Raw genomic sequence first — 22,651 nt, 5'->3', positions numbered from 1 at the left:
TTTTTTGACTGCCATGCATCTGCAGGAAGCTGTTATACCAGGGCGTATGCGGTGCAGTGGCCAGATTTCAAAGGTGAACTCAGGAAGGGTTCATGGTGGACCGGCCAGAAGGTCCCACTTTAGCAAAGACTTATAGCAGAGAAAAAAACAAAGGACCAGTTCCTGGATTTACGGGAAAAAGAGAAGAAGAGGAGTAGGAAGTGTGTAGAAGGAAGCAGCAGGCAGCGATTGAAAGATCAGGGTGGCGGATAGAAAGGAGAGGAAGAAGGTGGGATCAAAAAACAGGCAGTACCATTATTTCCGATACCATCTGTTATTTTCCGCCTGTCTTCATTCTCTCAATAAATCCGATCAGCAGCCGGATGTCCTCATAGGACATGGACTAAATGTGTTCGATTGCTTTCTGCTGTGTCAGAGTGGTCGCCATTATTCCGATTTCCAAAATGAGAAAAATGATTGAGGAACGAACGGGAGCGGACAAAGACAATACTTTTTATGTGCCAATCCCAAAGTCAGTGACATTCCGGATCAATACGGAATGCTGTATCATGGTGTCAGGCTTTTGCTTCTGGGAACAGTAGATACGGCCGGCAACGGTTGTGTATGCCCTGAAAATGTAATATTAAAGCGGATAATCAGTAATCTGGTGCTGCATCGGGAGGACGTGGTGATTCTTGATATGGAGGCTGGACTGGAACATCTGGCTCGCGGGACAACCTCTGGTATGGATCAGTTTATCGTAGTGATCGAACCCGGCTCCAGAAGTATTCAGACTTATCGGAATGTGAAGCGGCTGGCCCATGACCTGGGAGTGCGTCAGGTAAGAGTAGTCGCCAGCAAGGTAAGAGATGAACAGGATGAAATATTTATCCGGGAAAGGATACCGGATGAGGATTTTCTTGGCTTCATTCATTATAATCCGGATATTATAAAAGCAGACCGTATGGGGGTCTCTCCTTATGACTGCAGCGAAAAACTGGTACAGGAAGTAAAAGAGATCATAAAACAGATGGAGGCATAAGGATGGCAGATGTATTGAGAAATATCAGCAGGCTGACCCGGTTAGTATAAGTACAAGGTTAGGGATTGCCTACAATCTTGCGAAGCAGGAATTTATACTTAAGGCCGGTATTGAGCATTTTGGACGGGGAATTGATAATGGCGTGGATCTGATTCTTATGGTGGTGGAACCCTCCTATGAATCTTTGGCACTGACAGAGAAGGTTTCGGAACTGGGGCAGAGTATTGGCAAACCGGTTTATCTGGTATTTAATAAAGTTGATGAAGAAAACCGGGAATGGATGCGGGAGAATGCTTATGAGGGGGCAGATCTTATATGTGAAATGCCTGCGGAAAAAAGCATTTCTGCTTCAGGACTTAAGGGAAGGGAACTTTCAAACGGTTATTCAGCTATTATCAGGCTTGCCGTGTTTTTGGAAGGAAAACAATAGAAGGGGAAGGGGAAAGAACATATTTCCCCTTCCCCTTCTATTCCGTATGGTGTTTTCGATATTCTTTTGGCAAAGAATGAAAAAATGTCTTAAATGCTGTGGTAAACCTGCTTTGGCTGTCATAACCAACGGCTTTTGCAATTTCTGCAATACTCATCTCAGATTCCCGCAGCATTTTGGCAGCCTGTTCCATGCGGTGTTCTTTGATGTGGGCGGCAATCGAGGTTCCGTAAATGGACTTGAAAGCGGTTTTTAAAGTGGTTGGGTTGATCAGATATTTTCTGGATAGTTCTTCTATCGTGATTCGCTGCTCCATATGCTGGGTCAGTTGGTCGTGGATTTCCCGGATAATGCGAATCTGCTCAGTTTTATATTCGGATAACCGCTGGCTGGAGGTAAGTTCTGTTTTGCCAAGATAAAGAAGCAGTTCCATAGTCTTTATTTTCTGATAAGACAGTTTCAATTCTTCTGGTTGGTTGAAAAATGCAGAAAAAATACTTTCTGTCTGTTCATTTCCTGCAAGAAAAACAGGAGAGTCATTCCTGCAAAATTTTTCTGGTAATATAGTTTCAAAGATATTACTGCCTTTTAACAGTTCAGGCGAATGAACAGAAACTTCCTGTAAATCAATATAGATGGAAAGCCCCTGGTATATACCGTTTGGAAAGGTAAGTATAGAATCCGTACAGGCTTTCATGGTATGCAGGGAGAAATCTCCCGGATTCAGATAAATGCGGTTTCCGTTTTTCATCTCCCACATAATCTGTCCGGCTTTGCAATAGTTGATTTGAATGATGTGTGGCATAGCTTTATGGTGTACGGAAAAAGAATCAGACGAAAATGTCAGATAGCATAATTCTATACCAGGATAAAGCGGAATAGCTGTGCTTGCAGGCTTTTGCTGAAAACTCTCCATATCATTTTTTATTCGTATCAGTTCATCATTCATAGAGTGGCCCTCACAATTCAGGACAGGTGATTTCCATAACCTGTTCAATCATCTGATGCAGCAGTCGGCCTTGTTCCGTATCTGCGGCTCGATAATATACTTCTTTTCCTTCACGTCGGCAAACAATCAGACCGCTGTTTTTCAATGGTCTGAGATGATGTGACACTGCCGGGCTTGACATATGGAGCATGTCTGAAATATTAAGAACACATTCCTCCTGATGGCAGAGAAGCCAGAAAATGCGGATTCTGGTGGTGTCGCCAAGTTGTTTGAAAACTTCCGCTACGGTTTGGAAATAATCTACATGGTCTAATTGCTTTTGGATAAGTACGGTCTGCTGTCCTTCTCCATGTTGGTGTGGTAATTTCATATTGTCCATATTGTTTTCCTTTCTTTTTCACTTGTATTTCGCCTAAATGGAAATACTTTTCGCCTATTTGGGAGGGAATGCACAAGAGTTATTGACGATTGCTTTCATGTGTATTATACTGCAACCATGATGATTAAACAAGTGCTTAATCACTGAATTTAAAAAATAACGAGGAGGACTTTACAATGAAGAAAACTTACAAGATTGAAGTAGACTGTGCCAACTGTGCAAATCTGATGGAGGATGCAGCCCGCAAGACTGCCGGTGTTCAGAGCGCAACGGTCAATTTTATGACGCAGAAGATGATCGTGGAATTCGACGAGGGCCAGGAGCCGAAAGACGTTATGAAGAACGTGCTGGATGCCTGCAAGAAAGTGGAGCCGGACTGCGAGATTTTCCTTTAAGCGGCAGCTGCCAGTGACGGAATGACACCCTTAAAATGCACCACTGCAATTTAGGGGTGTCATTTTCACCAGTAATAATTAAATGATTAAGCATATTTTGAAAGGAGTTTTTACTATGCAGGAATTAGTGATAAGTATACTGCTTACGGTCGTTATTATAATGGCTGCGGCACTTCTTATTTTTGTTGGCAGCCGTAAAGACGGTATGACAAAAAAGCAAAGGGTTATGATGGTTCGGATTTTAATCAGCGCCGGAATCTTACTGGCACTCCAGTTTATTTCCGCAGAGATGTTTGATACAGTTGATGGGTATTTATTCCCCTCCGCAGGAAGATGGCTTCGTTTTGCGTGCTATCTGATTGATTATCTGATTATCGGATATGACATTCTGAAGAAAGCTGCAAAGGGCATTAAAAACCGTCAGGTATTTGACGAGAGTTTTCTCATGGCAGTGGCTACGATTGGGGCAATGGCGCTGGCTATTTATGAGAATGGCGAGTATCTGGAAGCCATTGCCGTTATGCTGTTTTATCAGATTGGCGAGTGGTTCCAGGGCTATGCGGTTGGTAAGAGCCGCCGCAATATCAGTAACCTGATGGATATCCGGCCCGATTATGCGAATGTAGAGAGTAATGGAAAGTTAGAGCAGGTAGACCCGGATGAAGTAGGAATTGGCAGCGTGATTGTTGTACAGCCGGGAGAAAAAGTGCCGATTGACGGCAATGTAGTTGAGGGCGCTTCCAGCCTGAATACCAGCGCATTAACCGGGGAAAGCCTGCCCAGGGAGGCAAAGGTCGGTGATGAAGTAATCAGCGGATGTATCAGTATGACCGGTGTGTTGAAGATACAGACAACAAAAGAGTTTGGGGAATCCACTGTTTCAAAGATTTTGGATTTGGTGGAAAATGCAAGTTCCTGCAAATCCAAATCAGAGGATTTTATCTCGAAGTTTGCAAGAATCTATACCCCGGCTGTCTGCTATGCAGCGTTAGTGTTGGCATTCCTTCCTCCTGTTGTCCGTATGCTTTTTATGGGACTGTCAGCAGATTGGGGAGTATGGATTTACCGGGCGTTGACATTCCTTGTCATTAGCTGCCCTTGTGCGCTTGTAATCAGTATTCCTTTAAGTTTCTTTGCGGGAATCGGCGGAGCAAGCAAGGAGGGCGTGTTGGTAAAAGGTTCTAACTATCTGGAAATCCTCTCTCAGACCAAGTATGTTGTTTTTGACAAAACCGGAACTATGACAAAAGGTGTTTTTGAAGTAAACGGGATTCACCATTCTACCATTGAGAACGAGAAACTGCTGGAGTATGCTGCTTTTGCAGAAAGCGCTTCTTCCCACCCCATCAGCAAGAGCTTGCAGCGGGCATATGGGAAAGAAATTGACAGAAGCCGTGTATCAGATATACAGGAAATCAGCGGAAACGGTGTGACTGCAAAAGTAGACGGTATGGAGGTTGCGGCCGGGAACGATAAACTGATGAAACACCTGAACATTCCGTATCAGGACTGTCACCAGACCGGAACAATTATCCACATGGCAATCAACGGAAAATATGCAGGGCATATTGTGATTTCCGATATTATCAAACCTCATTCTAAAGCGGCGATTGCGGAATTAAAGAAAGCAGGCGTTGAAAGATGCGTCATGCTGACGGGCGATGCAAAGAAAGTGGCAAATCAGGTTGCTTCCTCTCTTGGGATTGACGAGGTTTACAGCGAACTTCTGCCAGCAGATAAGGTTGAAAAAGTGGAAGAACTTTTGCGGGTGAAACTGGGCAAGGCAAAGCTGGCATTTGTGGGTGACGGTATCAATGACGCCCCGGTTCTTTCCAGAGCGGATATTGGTATCGCTATGGGGGCAATGGGTTCCGATGCGGCAATCGAAGCGGCAGATATTGTGTTGATGGATGATGATCCGATTAAGATTGCAAAAGCAATCAAGATTTCAAGAAAATGTCTGCGGATTGTTTATCAGAATATTACAATGGCGCTTGTTGTGAAATTCGCCTGCCTTGCATTAGGGGCTGTGGGAATTGCAAATATGTATCTGGCGATTTTCGCAGATGTGGGCGTTATGATTCTTGCGGTGCTGAATGCAATCCGTTGTCTGTTTGTGAAAAAGCTGTAAGAAAGGAGGGGGTCCTTTGGCGGAATATCAGGACAGTCAATGTTATGTCGGGTTGAAAGAAAGCGATCTGTACATTTTAACAGAATTTTTTAAGGTGCTGGGGAACCCTACCCGTATTCGCATCCTGCTTCTTTTAATGGAGCAGGATGCAAATGTCAGTGACCTGGCAGAACGGCTTGGAATGACCCAGTCTGCGGTATCGCACCAGTTGAACTTGCTGAAATCAAATAAACTGGTAAGGCGCCGCAGGGACGGAAAAATGATATTTTATACTTTAGTGGACGAACATGTGCAGATGATTCTTGAAAAAGGGACGGAACATATTTGCAGGCGGTGAAAACGAGGTGACGATAAAATGACAATGGATGAATTAAAACCAAAGCAGAGCGCCTATATCCGTTCCGTAGGCGGAACAGGCGCACTCAGGCATCATTTACTGGATATGGGACTTACCCCGAAAACGGAGGTTACGCTTCAAAAAATTGCGCCGATGGGTGATCCGGTGCAGATTGAGTTAAGAGGTTATGAATTGACTTTACGGCTTGATGAAGCGCAAAAAATCACAGTGGAAAAGGTTCATGCCAAAGCGGAAAAAACGCATGGCACACAAAGGGCAGCGGCAATAGAGCATCCGGGAGTCGGTGAACTTGGCAGGGCAAAAAGCTACCATGTCCATGATGCGGCAAATGAGATACCGGAAGGGGCAAAGATTACTTTCGCACTGGTGGGAAATCAGAATTGCGGGAAAACTACTTTATTTAACCAGCTTACGGGAGCGAATCAGCATGTGGGGAACTTTCCCGGTGTGACGGTTGACCGTAAAGACGGTACAATCCGCAAGCATTCAGAAGCAGTTGTAACGGATTTACCGGGGATTTACTCCCTTTCCCCTTATTCCAGTGAAGAAATTGTAACAAGAGATTTTCTGATGGATACGCACCCGGACGGAATCATCAATATTGTTGACGCTACCAACATGGAGAGGAACCTTTACCTTACCATGCAGCTTATGGAGTTAGGGATTCCGATGGTGCTGGCGCTCAATATGATGGATGAAGTCCGGGCAAACGGCGGTTCTGTCCGGGTAAATGAACTGGAAGAAATTCTTGGCATTCCGGTAGTGCCGATTTCTGCGGCAAAAAATGAGGGTACTTCGGAACTGATTGACCATGCAATCCATGTGGCAAGGCATAGGGAAAGTCCCGGCAGGGTTGATTTCTGTCCGGCAAGCAGTGATGAACATGATCCCGTAGGTGCAGTACACCGGTGTATTCATGCGGCAGTACATATATTGGAGCCGGAGGCAAAGAAAAAAGGGATGCCGGTGCGCTTTGCAGCTACAAAGATGGTGGAAAATGACCGCCTGATGAAAGAGAAACTTTCCATTTCATCTGAAAAAGCTGACATATTTGAACATCTGGTATCTGTTTTGGAAACGGAAACGGGGCTTGACCGGGAAGCTGCGCTTGCAAACATGAGATTTTCGTTTATTGAGGCTTTGTGTGCAAAAACAGTAGTCCGCCCCCATGAAAGCAGGGAACATAAACGAAGTATGGCGATAGACCGGATTTTAACGGGAAAGTATACAGCGATTCCCTGTTTTATCGGGATTATGGCACTTGTTTTTGTTATGACATTCAGCTTTATTGGTGCGGCATTGTCCGATCTGATGGGTATGGGAATTGATACGGTGATTGCCCTGCTTGATGGGCTGCTTAGAAAGGCGCAGGTGAATCCGGTAGTTCACTCCCTTGTGATTGACGGTGTTTGCAGCGGTGTGGGAAGTGTACTTAGTTTACTGCCAACGATTGTGACTATGTTTTTCTTCCTCTCCATTTTGGAGGATACCGGATATATCGCAAGAGTGGCTTTTGTTATGGACAGGCTGCTCCGCAAGATTGGTCTTTCAGGGAGAAGCATTGTGCCTATGCTGATTGGATTTGGCTGTTCGGTTCCTGCGATTATGGCAACCAGAACACTATCCAGTGAACGGGATCATAAAATGACGATTCTGTTGGTTCCGTTTATGAGCTGTACCGCAAAGCTGCCGATTTACACTCTGATGATTAGTGCGTTTTTTCCGAGAAAGTATCAGGCGCTTATTATGGTTGGACTGTATGCGTTGGGGATTGTATGCGGTATCTTATATGCACTGCTTTTAAAAGGAACAAAATATAAAGGCTCACCTGTTCCTTTTGTGATGGAACTTCCGAACTATCGGTTTCCGTCTGCAAAAAGTGTGTGGCAGCTTATCATAGAAAAGGCAAAAGGGTTTGCGAAAAAGGCATTTACCATTATTTTTGTGGCTTCCCTTGTTATTTGGTTTTTACAGACTTTTGATATGAGGCTGAATGTGGCGGCTTCTGCGGAGGAAAGTTTGCTGGCATTATTGGGTGGGATGTTTGCTCCTTTATTTGCACCGCTTGGCTTTGGGGATTGGAGAGTTTCTACCGCACTGATTACCGGATTTACTGCCAAAGAAAGCGTTGTATCTACGCTGACGGTTTTATTGGGCGGGGATGTATCTTTGCTTGGAACGCTGTTCACTCCTTTTACTGCTTTTGTATTTCTCGTATTTACTTTGCTTTATACGCCATGTGTTGCGGCGGTTGCGACCGTGAAACGGGAAATGGGCGGGGTTAAGGCTGCTGCTGGAACTGTAATCATTCAATGCGCAATCGCATGGATTGTGGCATTTGTCGTACATAGTATGGGGGTTGCTGTCGGGCTTGTATAGGAGGATTTGATGATGAATTTGTCAAGTATTGTGGTACTTTGCATTGTAGCCGGCCTGTTGATATTATCCATTGCTTATTTCCGGAAAAAAGGGATAAACGGATGTAATGGAAATTGCGTTGGATGTGGTGTTCATTGTACAGATAAAAAATAAATGGATAAATGGAAATACCTCTTGTATACGTTCATTCGGAGGTATTTCCATATGCCTTTTGTATCAGCAATCTGTCTGGCCTGCTTTTTTTCGGTACAACCCGATAATATCCTGTAAAGAAATACCAGACATATGGGTTTCGGTTCCTTTCTGTATTTCGTTATAGTACTCCTGCAGAGCCAGTTGGATGTTGATCCCTACCCCGCATTCCGGATTGGTGTGGGTGTCCAGATGAAGAAGTGGTTTATTTCCCTCAACAGCCTTATAAATATCCAAAAGCGTAATCTCCTCTGCGGGTTTTGCCAGGGAAGGCTTTGCATGGCCGTTTACGCTGGACATCAATCCTGCCTTTTTCAATTTCATCATGATCTGCCGGACAAAGGCCGGATTTGTCTGTATACTGTCAGCGATTACAGCGCTGCTTAGGTCATACTCCTGATGGATTGCAATAAAAGCCATGATATGCACAGCGTCACTTAACTTCGTAGAATATTTCATGGGAAAACTCCTTTACTGTAAATTTAATTATAACAGCCACTTGACTTGTCATGCGTCTGGTGCTATACTAAAAACAAGCTGTTATTTATATAATAACAGTAAATAAAACGAAAGTCAATAAAAAGAGCAGAAAGGAAAAGAAAGCCAACATGAATCGAGAGTATGATAGAAAAGCAGATATCCTACTTGAACAGATTGAGAGAGCAGATGCCGTCTGTGTAGGGGCGGCTGCGGGGATGTCCGTTGCCACAGGCTATGATATGGCGTATCACAGCGATAAACATTTTAAGAAATATTTTGGGGAATTTGAAAAAAAGTACGGATTTCAGGGGAGCTTTAACGGATATTATTACCCATACCCGACCAGTGAAGAACGCTGGGCATTTCTGGCGACCTCCATCCATGCAAATCTGGAGCTTCCGGACGGCCCTGCCTATGAAAATCTGTTTGAACTTCTGAAAGGAAAGAATTATTTTGTGGTGACAACCAATCAGGACACCTTATTTAGCAGACGCTTTCCGGAAGAAAGAGTCAGTACCATTCAGGGAGATTTCAGATGGCTTCAGTGTGTGCGTCCCTGTCATGACGAGCTGTTTGAAAGTAAAAGTATGATTGAGGAGATGTATGCAAATATAAAGGACTGCCGGATTCCTACAGAATTGATTCCGCACTGTCCGAAATGTGGAAGGGAACTGGAGCCGTGGGTTCGGGGCTACACGTTTCTGCAAGGCAGAAAATATAAAGAGGAATATGAAAAGTGGAATCATTTTCTGATGGAAAATAAACATAAAAAAATACTTTTTCTGGAACTTGGGGTGGGGCGCATGACACCCATGTTCATTCAGCAGCCCTTTTGGAATATGACATACTCCCTGCCGCAAGCCTATTACATTACGATCAACCCAAAAGATGCACTGCTTCCAGATGAGTTAGAAGGAAAAGGAACTGCGATAAAAGAGGATATTGCGGTGGTTCTGCAAAGAGCAGTTGAAAAAACAGCGGGCAGCAGGCTATAATCACTACCATTGGATGCCTTATCTGGAAGGACAGTTGCAGGATTTTAAAGAAGCATATGGCTTTCAATCTCCCTTTGCAGGATTTTATTATTGCTATTCTTCACCAGAACAACAGTGGGCTTTTTACGCACGCTATATACAAAGCCTGTGGGATGCTCCAACGGGGCAGACCTATTATGACTTGGCGGAGATTGTAAGGGGAAAAGAAGTATTTGTATTAACAACCAATGTGGATATGCAGTTTGAACGGGTATTTCCCCAAAATTCTATTTGCAGTTATCAGGGGAATGTGGGCTATTTTCAATGCAGTCAGCCCTGCCATGACCGGATTTATCCGAATGAGAACCTCATCCGGGAGATGTGTGAAAATATGCTGGGAATGAGGATACCTTCGGAACTGCTTCCAAGATGCCGGGAATGTGGACGGATCATGGTTCCGTGGGTAAGAGATGATACGTTTCTGGAGGGGCGGGACTGGAAAGATGGTGTAATACGCTACGAATCTTTTCTGAAACAATGTCTGACAAAAGAAAAGGCAAAAAGCGTTTTGCTGCTGGAATTAGGGGTAGGAGAAATGACGCCCGGTATTATTAAATTGCCCTTTTGGGAAATGGCATATAAAAATAAAGGTGCTTTTTATGTCTGTATGAATCAGGAAGATTCTTCTTCCCCGGAGCATTTGAAAAACAAAAGCCTGTATATAGATGGTGATTTATCGAAAACCTTACGGGATTTAAAACAGATTATGAAAGGAAAGGCAGGGACAGGAAAGTGAATATATATCAGAAAATAAAGCAAATCATCAGTGAAGCGGACGGGGTGTTGATCGGAGCCAGCAACGGATTATCCATAGCAGAGGGGTATCATTTATTTGCGGATGATGCGTGGTTTCGTGAAAGAATGGGTGATTTCAGAGAAAAATATGGTATTTACTGTATTTTGCAGGGGATGGCTGTTTCCTATTCTTCCGAGGAAGAAAGATGGGCATATTTCAGCCGGATCATCAAAGAAAAGTGTTTACAGGATGAACCGACGCAGATTATGAAGGATATGTATGAACTTGTAAAAGAAAAGGATTATTTTGTTGTTACGTCCAATGGGGAGGATCACTTTATCCCGGCAGGTTTCGAGGAAGAACGTGTATTTGAAATGGAAGGCAAGCTGACAGAAATGCGTTGCACAAAGGGCTGCTGTGATGAAGTCTATCCAGACAGGGAGGCAGTTCTTCGCATGGCAGAGGCGGAAACAGATGGCAGAGTGCCGGAAAGACTTTTGCCCAGATGCCCAAAATGCGGCGGGAGTATGGAAGTAAATTATGGGGAGTACTCCTCTTTTCAGGGGAAAAAGAACTGGCAGGAAAAAGCTGCCCGCTATCAGGGATTTGTAAATCGTATGCGTGGAAAAAAACTTGTCATTTTAGAGTTTGGTGTTGGCTGGCGCAATCAGATGATAAAAATGCCATTTATGCAGCTTACGGCAGCAGAACCTCATGCAAAGTATATTACTTTCAACAAAGGTGAGATTTACATTCCTGACGGGATACAGGGAAAGTCCATTGGTGTGGATCAGGATATTGCAGCGGCGTTGCGTGAAATTGTGAAAGTGGGGTAGGGCTATGCAGGAAAAATGGATGGAGGGATTACCGGAATGGAAACGGATAAAACCTGTATTTGATAAGTGGAATGATATTCTGGAAAATCAGGTTACGTTTACATTGGAGGACAGTGAAAAGCACACAGGCGCACATTGCAGGCGTGTAATGCTCTATTCACTGATAATCGCACAGCGTCAGGGACTGTCAGAAAAGGATAAGGATGCGTTGGGGCTGCTGCTGCGTTCCATGATTCCAGAAGGCTGGATGACTGGCTGGATGTTGGGCATGGGCAGAGGGCAGCGGATGCGTATGCCGACTACTGTAAAAATCATGGTTTCGAGTACGATAGGAGAACGTATGCCGTCATAGCGTATCATGACTGTTCCGATGAAGCTGGAAAAAAAGCAATCACAGATAAAAATTTGGAGCATGGATTATTGCTGTATGAGATTTTCAAGGATGCGGATGCACTGGACAGATTCCGTCTGGCCGCTAATGGACTGGATATGAAATATTTACGGACAGAGGAAGCAAAAGGACTAATGGCTTTTGCAAAGAATTTAATCGGCCAGATGCAGAGGATAAAACCTGTGGACAGTCCTGACCGCTATTTAATTGTTGTAGATATGCAGAATGATTTTATTACAGGGGCGCTTGGAACGAAAGAGGCGGAATACATGGTAAATGCTGCTGCAAAAAAAGCCAGAGAATATCCCGGTCATGTGTTTTTTTCAATGGATACCCATACAGAAGATTATCTTTCTACTCAGGAAGGAAAGCTGTTGCCGATAAAGCATTGTGTAGCTGGCACAAAAGGATGGCAGTTAGTACAGGAGCTGGCAAAGGTGCAGGTGGAACGAAACGGAGCAGTATATTATAAGTCAACATTCGCATCGCAGCGACTTGCGGAGGATTTGAGGGAAATCCACAAAGAGCAGTCCATAAAGGAAATTGAACTGATTGGGCTTTGTACAGATGTATGCGTGGTTTCCAACGCTCTCTTATTAAAGGCATATATGCCAGAAGTGCCGATTTATGTGGATGCATCCTGCTGTGCAGGAATTACACCGGAAAAACATATGGCGGCATTGCAGACGATGGAGAGCTGCCATATTCAACCTTTGCTGCTGTTGTATTACGCTCTGCTTCCCATACAGACAACTCGCTGCGCAGCAGCTCAATGTCAGCTATACGGCGGGACAGGCACTGCCGGGCATCCGCACCGAGCGCGGCGACCTTAACCGCGAAATCGAAGTGACTAACCAGAAGTTACGGCAGTTAAAGGCGCGTATCTCCAAAATGCAAAACTGGTTAAAGGAAGAAAGCGAGAACACAGAGCCGCTCACCCTTGCCGACTACATTCAAGGCATTTTGTCACGCAAGGCACAGGCGGGAAAATCGGGATATTCCCAATCGTTGTATAACCTCAAAGACGCGGCAAATATGCTGAATTTCCTGCAAGCCAACGGCATCTGTGATATGGCGGGGCTTGATGAAAAATTCAAGTCCATGATAGGGGAACAACTGGATATTCAAGGCAAGCTGAAACCCGTTGAACGGCGGCTTGCCACTCTGAAAAAGCACTTAGAGCAAGCCGACATTTATTTCAAGTGCAAGGGAAAGAAGCCGCTGACCGAAGCCGAGCAAATCTTATTCACAACGGCGAAAGATTATCTCAAAGGCGTGATGAACGGCAAGACCACAATCCCGACAAAGACATGGAAAGAAGAATACACCAAGCTGACCGCCGAGAGGAAAAAACTCAATCAGCGGTATCTTGCATTGAAAGAGGAAGTGAAAGAAGCGGAGAAAATCAGAAAGAGCGTTTACAGTATCTTGCGGCAGGAACAGAGGGAACAGCAACCCCACAGAAAGCAGGATATGGAACGATAACGGACAGGGCGGCGGGATAGCCAATATCTGCCCCGCCGCTCTGTTTTGGAGTTTTATTAGACCGATAAACCGGAAGTTATATGTCGAACAAAAATACATTTGGCACAGCATGAGAACCAAAGGTCTTTACTGCCATTCGATACATAGCCTTTGCATGGATTCGGTCATGCCAAATAAAACGTCTCAATACTTTTCTTAATGACCACTCTTCATTATAGCTTCCAAGGCAAACTGCATTTTTCAAGAAATCCGGCTGGCTCTCTAATACTGCAAATCCGCGTTCCCTACATTCCAGAATACTTCCCTCGTTATTTGTAGAAACGCCAATTTCTCCAAAGTAATAGTCATTGACATTCTTTGTGTGCAAATACATTTCAAATGCTGTACGGGGAATCTGTCCATAAAAAGTTGTTCTAACTGGAACACGGCTTTTATCTTTATCTGGTATTGACTGATATAATGTCAAGAAATCTTGTGCAGATTTCAAGGCAAGTGCTTTCAAATCGGCATATTCAAACGAACTCAATTCTTTTCTTTCTTCATCAAAAAGGACATCTGAATCAGCATCAGAAATAGTTAAGTTGGATTGTTTTTCTTGAACGATTTCTATTTCAAAGGAGTCAGGAATTAAGCTGCCTTTCCACATCAAATAAGATTTAATCTCAACAGGCATTTTCTGGATTGCTAAATCTTTGGATGAACCTCTTGTAAAAGCTCCAATAAAGTTTTCCGCATACAGGATGCTGTCATTGCCATTGTGTTCCCATATACATCTTATTTTCATGGGTAAATCCCTCTCTTTCAAATTTCGATTTATCGGTTTGTACTGAAGAAAACTATACCATGCCCAATTACGAAAAGCAATCCCCGTTCTACTGTCCGTTCCGACTATCCAGACCGTCAAGGGACGAGTCGTATTTTTTCGCAAAGTGCGTGAAAAAATTCCACTCTTAAACCCTTGACCGTCTGAATTTTTGCCGTTACCATTTCGCCGCCGAAAACGGGGAACAGGATTTGACAATCCGGCCCCGCTTTCGTCCGCTTCATTCTAACGGTAAAACCGTCTGCACTACTTCGGCGGCTGGCGTTAGGTTTTGCGGTGGCTACTGAAAAGCTGCCGCGTCCCGGTTCTTTTTTGCAGCACAAGGGAAAAGTTATCGCCTTATTATGTAAGGTTCCTAATCACTTTTAGATTTTCTGCTAATGATTAAATGGTTTCTATTTCCAGTAAGTATTGACTTTTTAATATGTTCCGAATATAATTAGCAAAAGCAGGGGGACTATATGTAGTTGAGAAGGTAAAACCTGACCCTTTGAACCTGTTGGCTAATACCAACGCAGGGAGCTAAATGATACGGTATGTATGTTTAGGACATTTCCTGTATGGAAGTGTCTTTTTTTGTACTAATGAAAATATTTGAAATATGGTATATCGGAGAAAAGGAATATGAAGAATGGCATTTGCTATATAGTTGGCGCGGGTGAGGATTGTAGAATAGATTTTGTTCCTACGACTGACGATTTTGTAATTGCGGCTGACGCAAAATTGCGTTATTTGGAACAGGCTGAAATAAATACAGACCTTGTAATTGGTGACTTTGATACATTAAACGCTGTACCACAACACCCTAATGTAATTTCTTTGAGTACAGAAAAAACGATACAGATATGCTTGCCGCTATCCGTGAGGGAATAAATGTGGGCTATTCAGATTTTTACCTTTACTGCGGAACTGGCGGGCGCATAGATCATACGATTGCAAATCTGCAAGCGTTGTCCTTTCTTTCAGAAAATGGCAAGCAAGGATTTTTAGTTGATAATGAAAGCATTATTACGGCTATCACAAATCGGAAAATCACCTTTGATAGCATACAATCCGGCTATGTTTCAGTCTTTTCATATTCCTCGAAAGCAGAGGGTGTCTGTTTACAGGGATTAAAATATGAATTGGATAAAGCCGTTTTGACAAATACATTTCCTATTGGGGTTAGTAATGAGTTTATCGGTAAAGAAAGCAGCATATCCGTTGATAATGGCATATTACTTATTGTCTTTCCGAGAAAATAAAAGGAGAAATATAGACTATGAAAAAAGTATTGTCTATCGCTGGGTCTGATTGCAGTGGCGGCGCTGGTGTTCAAGCAGACTTAAAAACATTTTCTGCACATGGCGTTTTTGGAATGAGTGTTATTGTTTCGGTAGTTGCCGAAAATACAAGCCGGGTCATTGATATTCAAGATGTTACCTCGGACATGATTGGAAAACAGATTGACGCTGTATTTGAAGATATTGAAGTAGACGCAGTAAAAATTGGTATGCTCTCAACACCGGAGTGCATGAAAGCAGTTGCCGAAAAATTACTGAAATACAGCCCTCAAAATGTTGTAGTAGACCCTGTTATGTACGCCAAAAACGGTTGTCCACTTATGGAACCGTCTGCGGTTGATACGCTGATTGAAACAATTATCCCACTTGCTGATGTGCTGACACCAAATATTCCAGAAGCGGAGAAAATTGCAGATATGCAAATCTCTACTATTGCTAACATGGAAGTTGCTGCCAAAAAAATATATGCTATGGGCTGTAAAGCAGTTATTGTCAAGGGTGGTCATCATATAGGAAATGCTATTGACATTCTATTTGACGGAGATAGGGTTTATCATTTTGAAACTACCCGTATTGACACGAAAAATACCCACGGGACAGGCTGTACTTTTTCTTCCGCAATCGCTTCTAATCTTGCTAAGGCAATGAGTATACAGGACGCAGTTGCACAAGCTAAGGCTTATGTCACAATGGCAATTGAACATTCTCTTGCTATTGGAAATGGGTGTGGTCCGACAAACCATTTTTATAATCTCTATAAATATGGGCTGTCGGAAGAAAGAACAGGTAATACGAAATGAAATACGACTATACGTTGTACCTTGTAACAGACCGCAGCCTTATGAGTACCGCTACCTTAATTGAAGCGGTTGAACAAGCTATACTTGGGGGCTGCACTATGATACAGCTTCGGGAAAAAAATATATCATCTTTGGATTTTTATAGACAATCCGTAGAAGTTAAAAAAGTAACCGAGCAATACCATGTTCCTTTTATTATCAATGACCGTATTGATATTGCAATGGCGGTTAATGCAGACGGTGTACATATTGGGCAAAGTGATATTCCTGCTGCTATTGTCCGTGATTTGATTGGTACGGATATGTTGCTTGGTGTTTCCGCTGCTTCTGTAAAAGAAGCAGTACAGGCAGCAAACGACGGAGCGGACTATTTGGGCGTTGGAGCCATGTTTCCCACCGGGACAAAGACAGACGCAAACTATGTATCAATAGAAGAATTAAAAAAAATCCGTCATGCTGTTAATCTCCCTATTATAGCAATCGGCGGTATCAACAAAAGTAATATAAAGCTGTTTCACAATACGGGAATTAATGGATTGGCGGTTGTTTCCGCCATTATAGCTCAACCCGATATACAGAAAGCGGCTGCGGAAATGAAAAGTATGTTTTACAAGGAGGTGTTGGAACATGACCTTTGAAGCAGCAATTTTCGATCTGGACGGTACACTCCTAAACTCTATGAATGTTTGGGAACAAATAGATATAAAGTTTTTACAGAAACGGGGATTACCTGTTCCGACTGATTATGTAGTAGAAATTTGCGCCCGCAGCTTTGAAGAAGCTGCACAGTATACGATTGAACTGTTTGGACTTTCCGAAACAATAGATGATATTATTAAAGAATGGAATGTTATGGCAGCATATGAATACACAAACAATGTTAAAATTCAGTCCTATGCTATGGATTATCTTTTACAGTTAAAATCCCGTGGCATAAAGTTAGCTGTTGCAACAGGACTTCCAAAAGAATTATTTATACCTTGTCTAAAAAATAATTCTATTTTACATTTATTTGATGTTCTTTGCTCTACTGACGAAGTACGGCATGGTAAGGAATGTCCCGACGTGTTTGAACTTGCAGCAAAAAGATTGCGTGTTGTTCCCGAACGCTGCATTGTGTTTGATGATGTGCTTCCAGCGATTAAAAGCGCAAAACTGGCAAATATGATTGCCTGTGGTGTATATGATAAATATTCTGCCCATAATCAGACAGAGATTGAAGAAATTGCAGATAGTTATATTCTTAATTTCAAACAGGCTCCTTTTCCATGTAAGGAAGTGTAACTATGAATGAATTATATCCGTACTTTTGGGAGTGTACAGGTGGCTCTGTTCTTGCAAGTGAAGATAGTCTGCATGGTGCATTGCGAGAGGTAAAAGAAGAATTAGGAATAGAATTAGACGCAAAAAGCGGAAAGTTGATTTATCAAACCCGACGAGAACAGTCACAAGACTTCTATGATGTTTGGCTTTTCCATGCGGATATTGATATTGCTACAATTAGTTTACAGCAAACAGAAGTGATAACGGTAAGCTGCATCCCTTACTTGATTATATTGAGCAAATAATATAATCGGAATAAACTAAATTTCACCGCCGAGCACATGCTTGCTACGAAAGTTCTTCCTACTACCTACAACACCGGGAATGTCTGATTTGGCGAATTTACGCAAAAGAAAAGCGCTGCAACTGAAAATAATTGCAACGCTTCTTAGTCCCTATTCAATTTTAGCCGGACAAGGGCTATTGTCCCTCACCCTCAACCTCTGCGATCTCCCGCGCCGTAGCGGTGACTATCCGTATTCCTGTATCGCTCATATCGTCCAGCAGGGCGTCAAGCTGCCGCCGCTGGGTGTTCTTCCCGACGGGTTGCTCCAAAAGGAATTGGTCTACCGAGATATTGTAACGCAGCATAAGCTCAAAGAATATCTGTAAGCTGGGGTGTTGCCCCTTATTCTCAATATTCGCAAGGTAGCGCGGGGATATATACATTTCGTCGCATACCTTTTTCCTGCTCTCTTTGCGCCCTTTCCGGGCTGTCTTGATCGCTTCCCCAAAAGCCTTAAAATCGTATCGTGGTACTGGTCTTTTTGCCGTGATTATTCACCCTATTACATTTTACTGTTCACCTTTCTTTTTGGATATGTCTACACAATTCTATATATTGACTTAAATAATTCCTTTTGATTTCTCGTCAAAATTCCATTTTCTTTATGAAATCTTCAAAAATATCCTCTATGCTATTGATAGAATTAAATGAAAGGACATGATGATTATGGATATGATTTTGAAAACAACAAACCTCTGTAAAAATTTCAAAGGGCAGACAGCAGTAAACAATGTATCTTTGAACATTCAGAGAAATTCTGTCTACGGATTGCTGGGACCGAATGGAGCAGGCAAATCTACCATTCTTAAAATGCTCACTGGCATTTTGCGCCCTACATCGGGAGAAATTGAGTTTGACGGTCACGCATGGAACCGCAGCGATTTACAATCTATTGGCGCATTGATTGAAATGCCGCCTCTATACGAAAATCTGACTGCATACGAAAATCTGAAAGTGCGAACCCTTGCGCTGGGACTTCCCGATACCCGTATTGAGGAAGTCTTACGGATTGTTGACCTTACAGGCACCCGAAAAAAGAAATCGGGACATTTTTCTTTGGGAATGAAACAGCGGCTTGGCATTGCGCTTGCGTTGTTATCATCACCTAAATTGTTGATTTTAGATGAACCGACAAACGGGTTAGACCCTATTGGTATTCAAGAATTACGGGAACTTATCTGTTCTTTTCCGGCGCATGGAATTACAGTAATTTTATCCAGCCACATTTTATCCGAAGTAGAACAGATTGCGGAACACATTGGAATTATTTCTGCCGGGAAGTTGGGCTATGAAAGCAAAATAAACAAAGGCACAAGTTTAGAAGAAATTTTTATGCGTGTTGTAGCTGCTAATAACGAAAGGGGGGAAAAATAATGTTTCATCTTATACATTCTGAATTATTAAAAGTACGTCATACGTTTGCATTAAAGCTATTTGTTGCGGCTCCTATCGTTACTTTGAGTTTAGGATACATTTTGAGTGGCAAATTTGTTCAGCTTACAGCCTATAATTGGTGGTATATTTTGATACTGCCGATTATGATTGCTATTTGGTGTGCCAGCTTTATCAGTTGTGAAAAACGCACACAGTATCAGAATATTCTCTGTTTCTCTGTTGACATGAAGAAAATCTGGATTGGCAAGCTGTTTGCAGTTGCTGTGCTGCTTTTATTAACCAATTTTGTAATGTGGGGTGGCTGTACGCTCTTTGGTGTTTTTACCATGATGAACATTGATCCGCTTAATGGTTTTTTGGGCTGTATGTTATTGTTTCTTGTTTACGTTTGGCAGCTTCCGCTTATTATGTTGCTTGCCAAAAAGACAAATTATCTTACCGCTGTACTAATTTCCTTTAGCTGCAACATTTTATCTACGATTGGAGCAGAAAGTGATTTGTTTTATCTCAATCCATTTGCCATTCCAGCACGCATTGTATGCCCCTTTTTCAAAATGCACCCTAACGGTATTCCTATTGAAAATGGTTCTTTTCTGCTAAATACTGGAACAATCGTTCCTGCCGTTTTGCTTAGCTTGATTTTGGCGGTACTGTGTTTTTTGCTTACAGCATGGCTTTTCACTAAAGGAGACATAACACATGATTGAGTTATATCATTATCTAAAAAGCGATTTTTACAAGTTGCGCAATTCTTCGTTCTTTTGGATACATGTTTTATTCCCATTTCTGGGAGTGGCACTTGTTTTACTGTATGCGACATTTGCGGCTGTAAACGATATAAACAAAATTGCGGTATTTTTTCAGCTTTTCGCAATCGCATATCCTTTTGTTATTAGTATCGTTTGTGAGACTATCGCAGGACAGGAAAACCGGGCGGGGCATTATCAGAATATTTTAGTGCTGCGTTCCAAAACGAAAGCCATTTTGTCTAAATTCCTGTTACTGATTGCCGCCGGATTGCTTGCGGTATTATTGAGCATATTTTTATTTGCTTTGTTACTTCCGGCAACAGGAACAAAATTGCTTTTGCCGACATCATCCCTTGTATTACCGGCTTTGATCTTGTGGAGCAGTAATATACTGCTATATGCTCTTTCTATTATTTTGGCATTTCGGTTTGGAAGAACGGTCTGCATAGGAATGGGAGCTATTGGCAGTTTATTAGCTGCATTGCTCCAAACGGGCTTAGGTACAGGCTTGTGGTTTGTGCTGCCATATGGTTTTGGAATACATCTTAGTGATTTCGCACTTCAATTTGCCTTGCAGGATTTAACTGCTGTTAGCGCAGAACTTAAATTCGGGATAAGCATGTGCGCGGGCATGACGGTTTTGTTTATTGTAATTTTGTTCGTGTGGTTTTTGCGGTACGAGGGAAAGTGTACAAATGAGTGAGGAGATGATATAATATAATATGCCTTTTGGGGTGACCGTAAATGAAGTCTGACAGGAGGGATTGATATGGCGAATATATTAGTTGTTGATGATGAAAACGCAATGCTTCAACTGATAAAACGCATTCTCGAAAAAGACGCCCATACCGTAACACTTCAAGCAAATGCAAAAGCCGTTCTTGATATAGATTTCAGACGATATGATTTGATTTTGCTGGATATTATGATGCCGGATATGGACGGTTTTGAATTATGCGATCAAATCCGTTCCCTTGTGGATTGCCCTATTATTTTCTTGACTGCAAAAACACAGGAAAGTGATATTGTTCGTGGTTTGGGAATTGGCGGCGACGATTACATCACAAAGCCTTTTGGTACAAATGAATTGCTTGCCCGTGTAAATGCACATTTACGCAGAGATAACCGAGAAAAGAAATATGCCATATCCATTTCGGGTATTATCTTTCACATCAACGCAAAGGAAACGGAAGTCAATGGGAATAAACTCCCTCTAACCAAAAGTGAGTATGAAATATGTGAATATCTGGCTTTGCACCGGGGACAGGTTTTTTCAAAAGAGCAGATTTATGAAGCTGTTTTTGGTTTTGAGGGAGAAAGTGACGATAGTGTGATAGCCACTCATGTAAAAAATATCCGCAGTAAGTTAGCGGCTGTCAAATTATCCCCTATTGAAACGGTTTGGGGGGTGGGTTATAAATGGGAGTAAAAAAACTACGTTCTGTGTTCATGCGGTATATATTCACTGTTGCTGGAGGTATCCTTTTTATTATTGCCGTTAATGTTGGTCTATATATGCTCTTCATCAATACAGAAGTCATTATTCCTGCCATGAATATTGAGGATAGTATTGATGACGCAGCAGAAAAAATACAGACAGATAAATTATTTGATACAGCCGACATTCCCAGCTTTTGCGATTATGGCGTTTATTCTCCCACAGGTGCGTTCCAGTACGGTTCTTTATCAGAAGATACCGCCAACACCTTTTGGGAGAAAGCTGTCATAAACGGAAAAAATGTAGTTCACCCATACCGTGTTCGGATCGTTGACCGTGAGAATGAAGTCATTCTTTTGCGATACCGTTTGACTTCACAATTCAGCAATCCAGCGCTTCGACGGATATGTCCGACATCCGACTTTTGCCTTATCGGGCTGATAATGATTGAGATTATCGTTTTGCTGCTCTTTGTTTCCCATTGGTTTGGGAAATATACGGGCAGGAAAATTGACAAACTGCTTATCGTAACCCAGAAAATTGAGAAGCAGGATTTGGATTTTAAGATTGAAAGTAGTGGCATATTTGAAGTAGACCGCGCCTTATCCGCATTGGAACACTTGAAACAGGCACTAAAAAATTCGCTTGCCGAGCAATGGCAAGCGGATAAATTAAGGCAGGAGCAGATTTCAGCTTTGGCACATGATTTGAAAACACCACTGACTATTATCCGTGGAAATACGGAGCTGCTGTATGACACGATACTTGCCGATAATCAGAAAGAATGTGCGGACTATATCGAGGGCAGTGTTGTTCAAATGCAGGACTATATTGAAACGCTAATTGACATGACAAAAGCAAAAGAGAATTTTCCTTTTCGCCGTAAAAATGTAAAATTATCTTCCTTATTGCAAGAAATCCGTACACAGGCAAAAGGTTTGTGCGCTGTAAAAAATATCTATCTGGAATGGAGGGAGAATGTTGATCGGGAATATATCTTTGCAGACAGTGAACAACTGATAAGAGTTTTTGCAAATGTTTTTTCAAATGCAATAGAATATACACCAGCAGGAAAAACAGTTTTCTTTGAAGTATATGAAAAAGATAATTCAATCCTATGCTCTATCACTGATATGGGAAGTGGTTTTTCTCCCGAAGCGTTAAAACATGCGACCGAACTTTTTTTTATGGACGAACAAAGCAGACATTCCAAATCGCATTATGGAATAGGTCTTTATGTAGCAGACTCCATAATAGCCAAACATGGCGGACAGCTTATTTTAAGCAACTCTGAAAAGACTGGCGGCGCACAGGTTATAATCAAAATTCCATATTGACATTATGGACGGCTTGCGAGC

The 22,651-nt window shown here is 42.5% G+C and carries 28 protein-coding genes and 1 riboswitch; of the genes, 23 read left to right on the top strand and 5 right to left on the bottom strand.

Going from position 1 to position 22,651, the window contains the following annotated elements:
* Positions 1–538 precede the first annotated feature (538 nt).
* Together NSB25_RS15125 and NSB25_RS15120 are read left to right on the top strand one after the other, a co-directional pair.
* Positions 539–1,021: an ATP-binding protein gene (locus NSB25_RS15125; RefSeq protein ID WP_207656164.1), complete on the top strand. Its 483-nt coding sequence runs from the start codon at positions 539–541 to the stop codon at positions 1,019–1,021.
* Positions 1,022–1,163: 142 nt separating this feature from the next.
* Positions 1,164–1,451: an ATP-binding protein gene (locus NSB25_RS15120; protein WP_103240380.1), complete on the top strand. Its 288-nt coding sequence runs from the start codon at positions 1,164–1,166 to the stop codon at positions 1,449–1,451.
* Between the two features lie 37 nt (positions 1,452–1,488).
* Here the strand turns inward: NSB25_RS15120 and NSB25_RS15115 are convergent, their stop codons facing one another.
* Positions 1,489–2,148 (bottom strand): helix-turn-helix transcriptional regulator, encoded by a 660-nt coding sequence (locus NSB25_RS15115; protein ID WP_242982462.1) that lies wholly within the window; start codon positions 2,146–2,148, stop codon positions 1,489–1,491.
* A gap of 262 nt (positions 2,149–2,410) precedes the next feature.
* Complete coding sequence (locus NSB25_RS15110; RefSeq protein ID WP_103240382.1) at positions 2,411–2,779, bottom strand: ArsR/SmtB family transcription factor; 369 nt, start codon at positions 2,777–2,779, stop codon at positions 2,411–2,413.
* Positions 2,780–2,955: 176 nt separating this feature from the next.
* Between NSB25_RS15110 and NSB25_RS15105 the strand changes: the two genes are divergently transcribed.
* The 4 genes from NSB25_RS15105 to feoB all read left to right on the top strand — a co-directional run bounded on the left by NSB25_RS15105 (position 2,956) and on the right by feoB (position 8,042).
* Entirely contained in the window at positions 2,956–3,174 is a 219-nt protein-coding gene (locus tag NSB25_RS15105; protein ID WP_016222172.1) for a cation transporter, read from the top strand.
* 205 nt (positions 3,175–3,379) lie between these two features.
* Positions 3,380–5,305, top strand: a complete 1,926-nt coding sequence (locus NSB25_RS15100; protein ID WP_103240437.1) for a heavy metal translocating P-type ATPase — start codon at positions 3,380–3,382, stop codon at positions 5,303–5,305.
* A gap of 16 nt (positions 5,306–5,321) precedes the next feature.
* Positions 5,322–5,642, top strand: coding sequence for an ArsR/SmtB family transcription factor (locus tag NSB25_RS15095; RefSeq protein WP_103240383.1), 321 nt, complete (start codon positions 5,322–5,324; stop codon positions 5,640–5,642).
* 18 nt (positions 5,643–5,660) lie between these two features.
* On the top strand, positions 5,661–8,042 hold the full coding sequence (feoB, locus tag NSB25_RS15090) for a ferrous iron transport protein B (RefSeq protein WP_103240384.1): 2,382 nt from the start codon (positions 5,661–5,663) through the stop codon (positions 8,040–8,042).
* Between the two features lie 216 nt (positions 8,043–8,258).
* Here feoB and NSB25_RS15085 read toward each other — a convergent pair whose 3' ends face one another.
* A complete protein-coding gene (locus NSB25_RS15085) occupies positions 8,259–8,693 on the bottom strand; it encodes an Rrf2 family transcriptional regulator (RefSeq protein WP_103240385.1) in 435 nt (144 codons plus the stop codon).
* A gap of 149 nt (positions 8,694–8,842) precedes the next feature.
* Between NSB25_RS15085 and NSB25_RS15080 the strand changes: the two genes are divergently transcribed.
* From NSB25_RS15080 to NSB25_RS15055, 6 genes are all read left to right on the top strand, one after another.
* Positions 8,843–9,709: an SIR2 family NAD-dependent protein deacylase gene (locus NSB25_RS15080; protein ID WP_103240386.1), complete on the top strand. Its 867-nt coding sequence runs from the start codon at positions 8,843–8,845 to the stop codon at positions 9,707–9,709.
* A gap of 34 nt (positions 9,710–9,743) precedes the next feature.
* Complete coding sequence (locus NSB25_RS15075; RefSeq protein WP_207656165.1) at positions 9,744–10,484, top strand: SIR2 family NAD-dependent protein deacylase; 741 nt, start codon at positions 9,744–9,746, stop codon at positions 10,482–10,484.
* The gene (locus NSB25_RS15070) at positions 10,481–11,320 is read left to right on the top strand and encodes an SIR2 family NAD-dependent protein deacylase (protein WP_103240387.1); all 840 of its coding nucleotides are present in this window, start codon (positions 10,481–10,483) and stop codon (positions 11,318–11,320) included. The genes NSB25_RS15075 and NSB25_RS15070 overlap by 4 nt, the downstream gene beginning before the upstream one ends.
* 4 nt (positions 11,321–11,324) lie before the next feature.
* On the top strand, positions 11,325–11,672 hold the full coding sequence (locus tag NSB25_RS15065) for a hypothetical protein (protein ID WP_257479271.1): 348 nt from the start codon (positions 11,325–11,327) through the stop codon (positions 11,670–11,672).
* 68 nt (positions 11,673–11,740) lie between these two features.
* A complete protein-coding gene (locus tag NSB25_RS15060; RefSeq protein WP_306817623.1) occupies positions 11,741–12,544 on the top strand; it encodes a cysteine hydrolase family protein in 804 nt (267 codons plus the stop codon).
* Positions 12,545–12,602: 58 nt separating this feature from the next.
* Positions 12,603–13,196 carry a hypothetical protein gene (locus NSB25_RS15055; RefSeq protein ID WP_242982463.1) on the top strand — a complete coding sequence of 198 codons (594 nt, stop codon included), beginning with the start codon at positions 12,603–12,605 and terminating at the stop codon, positions 13,194–13,196.
* A gap of 76 nt (positions 13,197–13,272) precedes the next feature.
* Here NSB25_RS15055 and NSB25_RS15050 read toward each other — a convergent pair whose 3' ends face one another.
* Positions 13,273–13,980, bottom strand: coding sequence for a hypothetical protein (locus NSB25_RS15050; protein ID WP_103240388.1), 708 nt, complete (start codon positions 13,978–13,980; stop codon positions 13,273–13,275).
* A gap of 479 nt (positions 13,981–14,459) precedes the next feature.
* Positions 14,460–14,557, top strand: a riboswitch (TPP riboswitch).
* 86 nt (positions 14,558–14,643) lie between these two features.
* Here NSB25_RS15050 and NSB25_RS15045 point away from each other — a divergent pair.
* The 6 genes from NSB25_RS15045 to NSB25_RS15020 are packed head-to-tail and all read left to right on the top strand — an operon-like array spanning position 14,644 to position 17,670.
* Positions 14,644–14,892, top strand: coding sequence for a motility associated factor glycosyltransferase family protein (locus tag NSB25_RS15045; RefSeq protein WP_103240389.1), 249 nt, complete (start codon positions 14,644–14,646; stop codon positions 14,890–14,892).
* A 2-nt stretch (positions 14,893–14,894) separates the two neighbouring features.
* Positions 14,895–15,263 (top strand): thiamine diphosphokinase, encoded by a 369-nt coding sequence (locus NSB25_RS15040; RefSeq protein ID WP_242982464.1) that lies wholly within the window; start codon positions 14,895–14,897, stop codon positions 15,261–15,263.
* 17 nt (positions 15,264–15,280) lie between these two features.
* Positions 15,281–16,102: a bifunctional hydroxymethylpyrimidine kinase/phosphomethylpyrimidine kinase gene (gene thiD, locus NSB25_RS15035; RefSeq protein ID WP_103240391.1), complete on the top strand. Its 822-nt coding sequence runs from the start codon at positions 15,281–15,283 to the stop codon at positions 16,100–16,102.
* Positions 16,099–16,740, top strand: coding sequence for a thiamine phosphate synthase (thiE, locus tag NSB25_RS15030; RefSeq protein ID WP_103240392.1), 642 nt, complete (start codon positions 16,099–16,101; stop codon positions 16,738–16,740). Before thiD ends, thiE begins: the two co-directional genes overlap by 4 nt.
* A complete protein-coding gene (locus tag NSB25_RS15025; RefSeq protein WP_103240393.1) occupies positions 16,730–17,386 on the top strand; it encodes an HAD family hydrolase in 657 nt (218 codons plus the stop codon). Before thiE ends, NSB25_RS15025 begins: the two co-directional genes overlap by 11 nt.
* A 2-nt stretch (positions 17,387–17,388) precedes the next feature.
* Positions 17,389–17,670: an NUDIX domain-containing protein gene (locus NSB25_RS15020; RefSeq protein ID WP_103240394.1), complete on the top strand. Its 282-nt coding sequence runs from the start codon at positions 17,389–17,391 to the stop codon at positions 17,668–17,670.
* Between the two features lie 175 nt (positions 17,671–17,845).
* Here the strand turns inward: NSB25_RS15020 and NSB25_RS15015 are convergent, their stop codons facing one another.
* Complete coding sequence (locus NSB25_RS15015) at positions 17,846–18,205, bottom strand: helix-turn-helix domain-containing protein (RefSeq protein ID WP_103240395.1); 360 nt, start codon at positions 18,203–18,205, stop codon at positions 17,846–17,848.
* A gap of 172 nt (positions 18,206–18,377) precedes the next feature.
* Here NSB25_RS15015 and NSB25_RS15010 point away from each other — a divergent pair, with 172 nt between their 5' ends.
* From NSB25_RS15010 to NSB25_RS14990, 5 genes are all read left to right on the top strand, one after another.
* A complete protein-coding gene (locus tag NSB25_RS15010) occupies positions 18,378–19,085 on the top strand; it encodes a lantibiotic protection ABC transporter ATP-binding protein (RefSeq protein WP_278278787.1) in 708 nt (235 codons plus the stop codon).
* Positions 19,085–19,813 carry a lantibiotic immunity ABC transporter MutE/EpiE family permease subunit gene (locus NSB25_RS15005; RefSeq protein WP_103240397.1) on the top strand — a complete coding sequence of 243 codons (729 nt, stop codon included), beginning with the start codon at positions 19,085–19,087 and terminating at the stop codon, positions 19,811–19,813. Before NSB25_RS15010 ends, NSB25_RS15005 begins: the two co-directional genes overlap by 1 nt.
* Complete coding sequence (locus NSB25_RS15000) at positions 19,806–20,558, top strand: lantibiotic immunity ABC transporter MutG family permease subunit (RefSeq protein WP_103240398.1); 753 nt, start codon at positions 19,806–19,808, stop codon at positions 20,556–20,558. The genes NSB25_RS15005 and NSB25_RS15000 overlap by 8 nt, the downstream gene beginning before the upstream one ends.
* 66 nt (positions 20,559–20,624) lie before the next feature.
* Complete coding sequence (locus NSB25_RS14995; RefSeq protein ID WP_103240399.1) at positions 20,625–21,284, top strand: response regulator transcription factor; 660 nt, start codon at positions 20,625–20,627, stop codon at positions 21,282–21,284.
* Positions 21,275–22,630: a sensor histidine kinase gene (locus NSB25_RS14990; RefSeq protein ID WP_103240400.1), complete on the top strand. Its 1,356-nt coding sequence runs from the start codon at positions 21,275–21,277 to the stop codon at positions 22,628–22,630. Before NSB25_RS14995 ends, NSB25_RS14990 begins: the two co-directional genes overlap by 10 nt.
* The last annotated feature ends 21 nt before the right edge of the window (positions 22,631–22,651 follow it).

The organism is Acetatifactor muris (assembly GCF_024623325.1).
GTDB lineage: Bacteria > Bacillota > Clostridia > Lachnospirales > Lachnospiraceae > Acetatifactor > Acetatifactor muris.
This window is presented reverse-complemented; position numbering and strand designations above follow the sequence as displayed.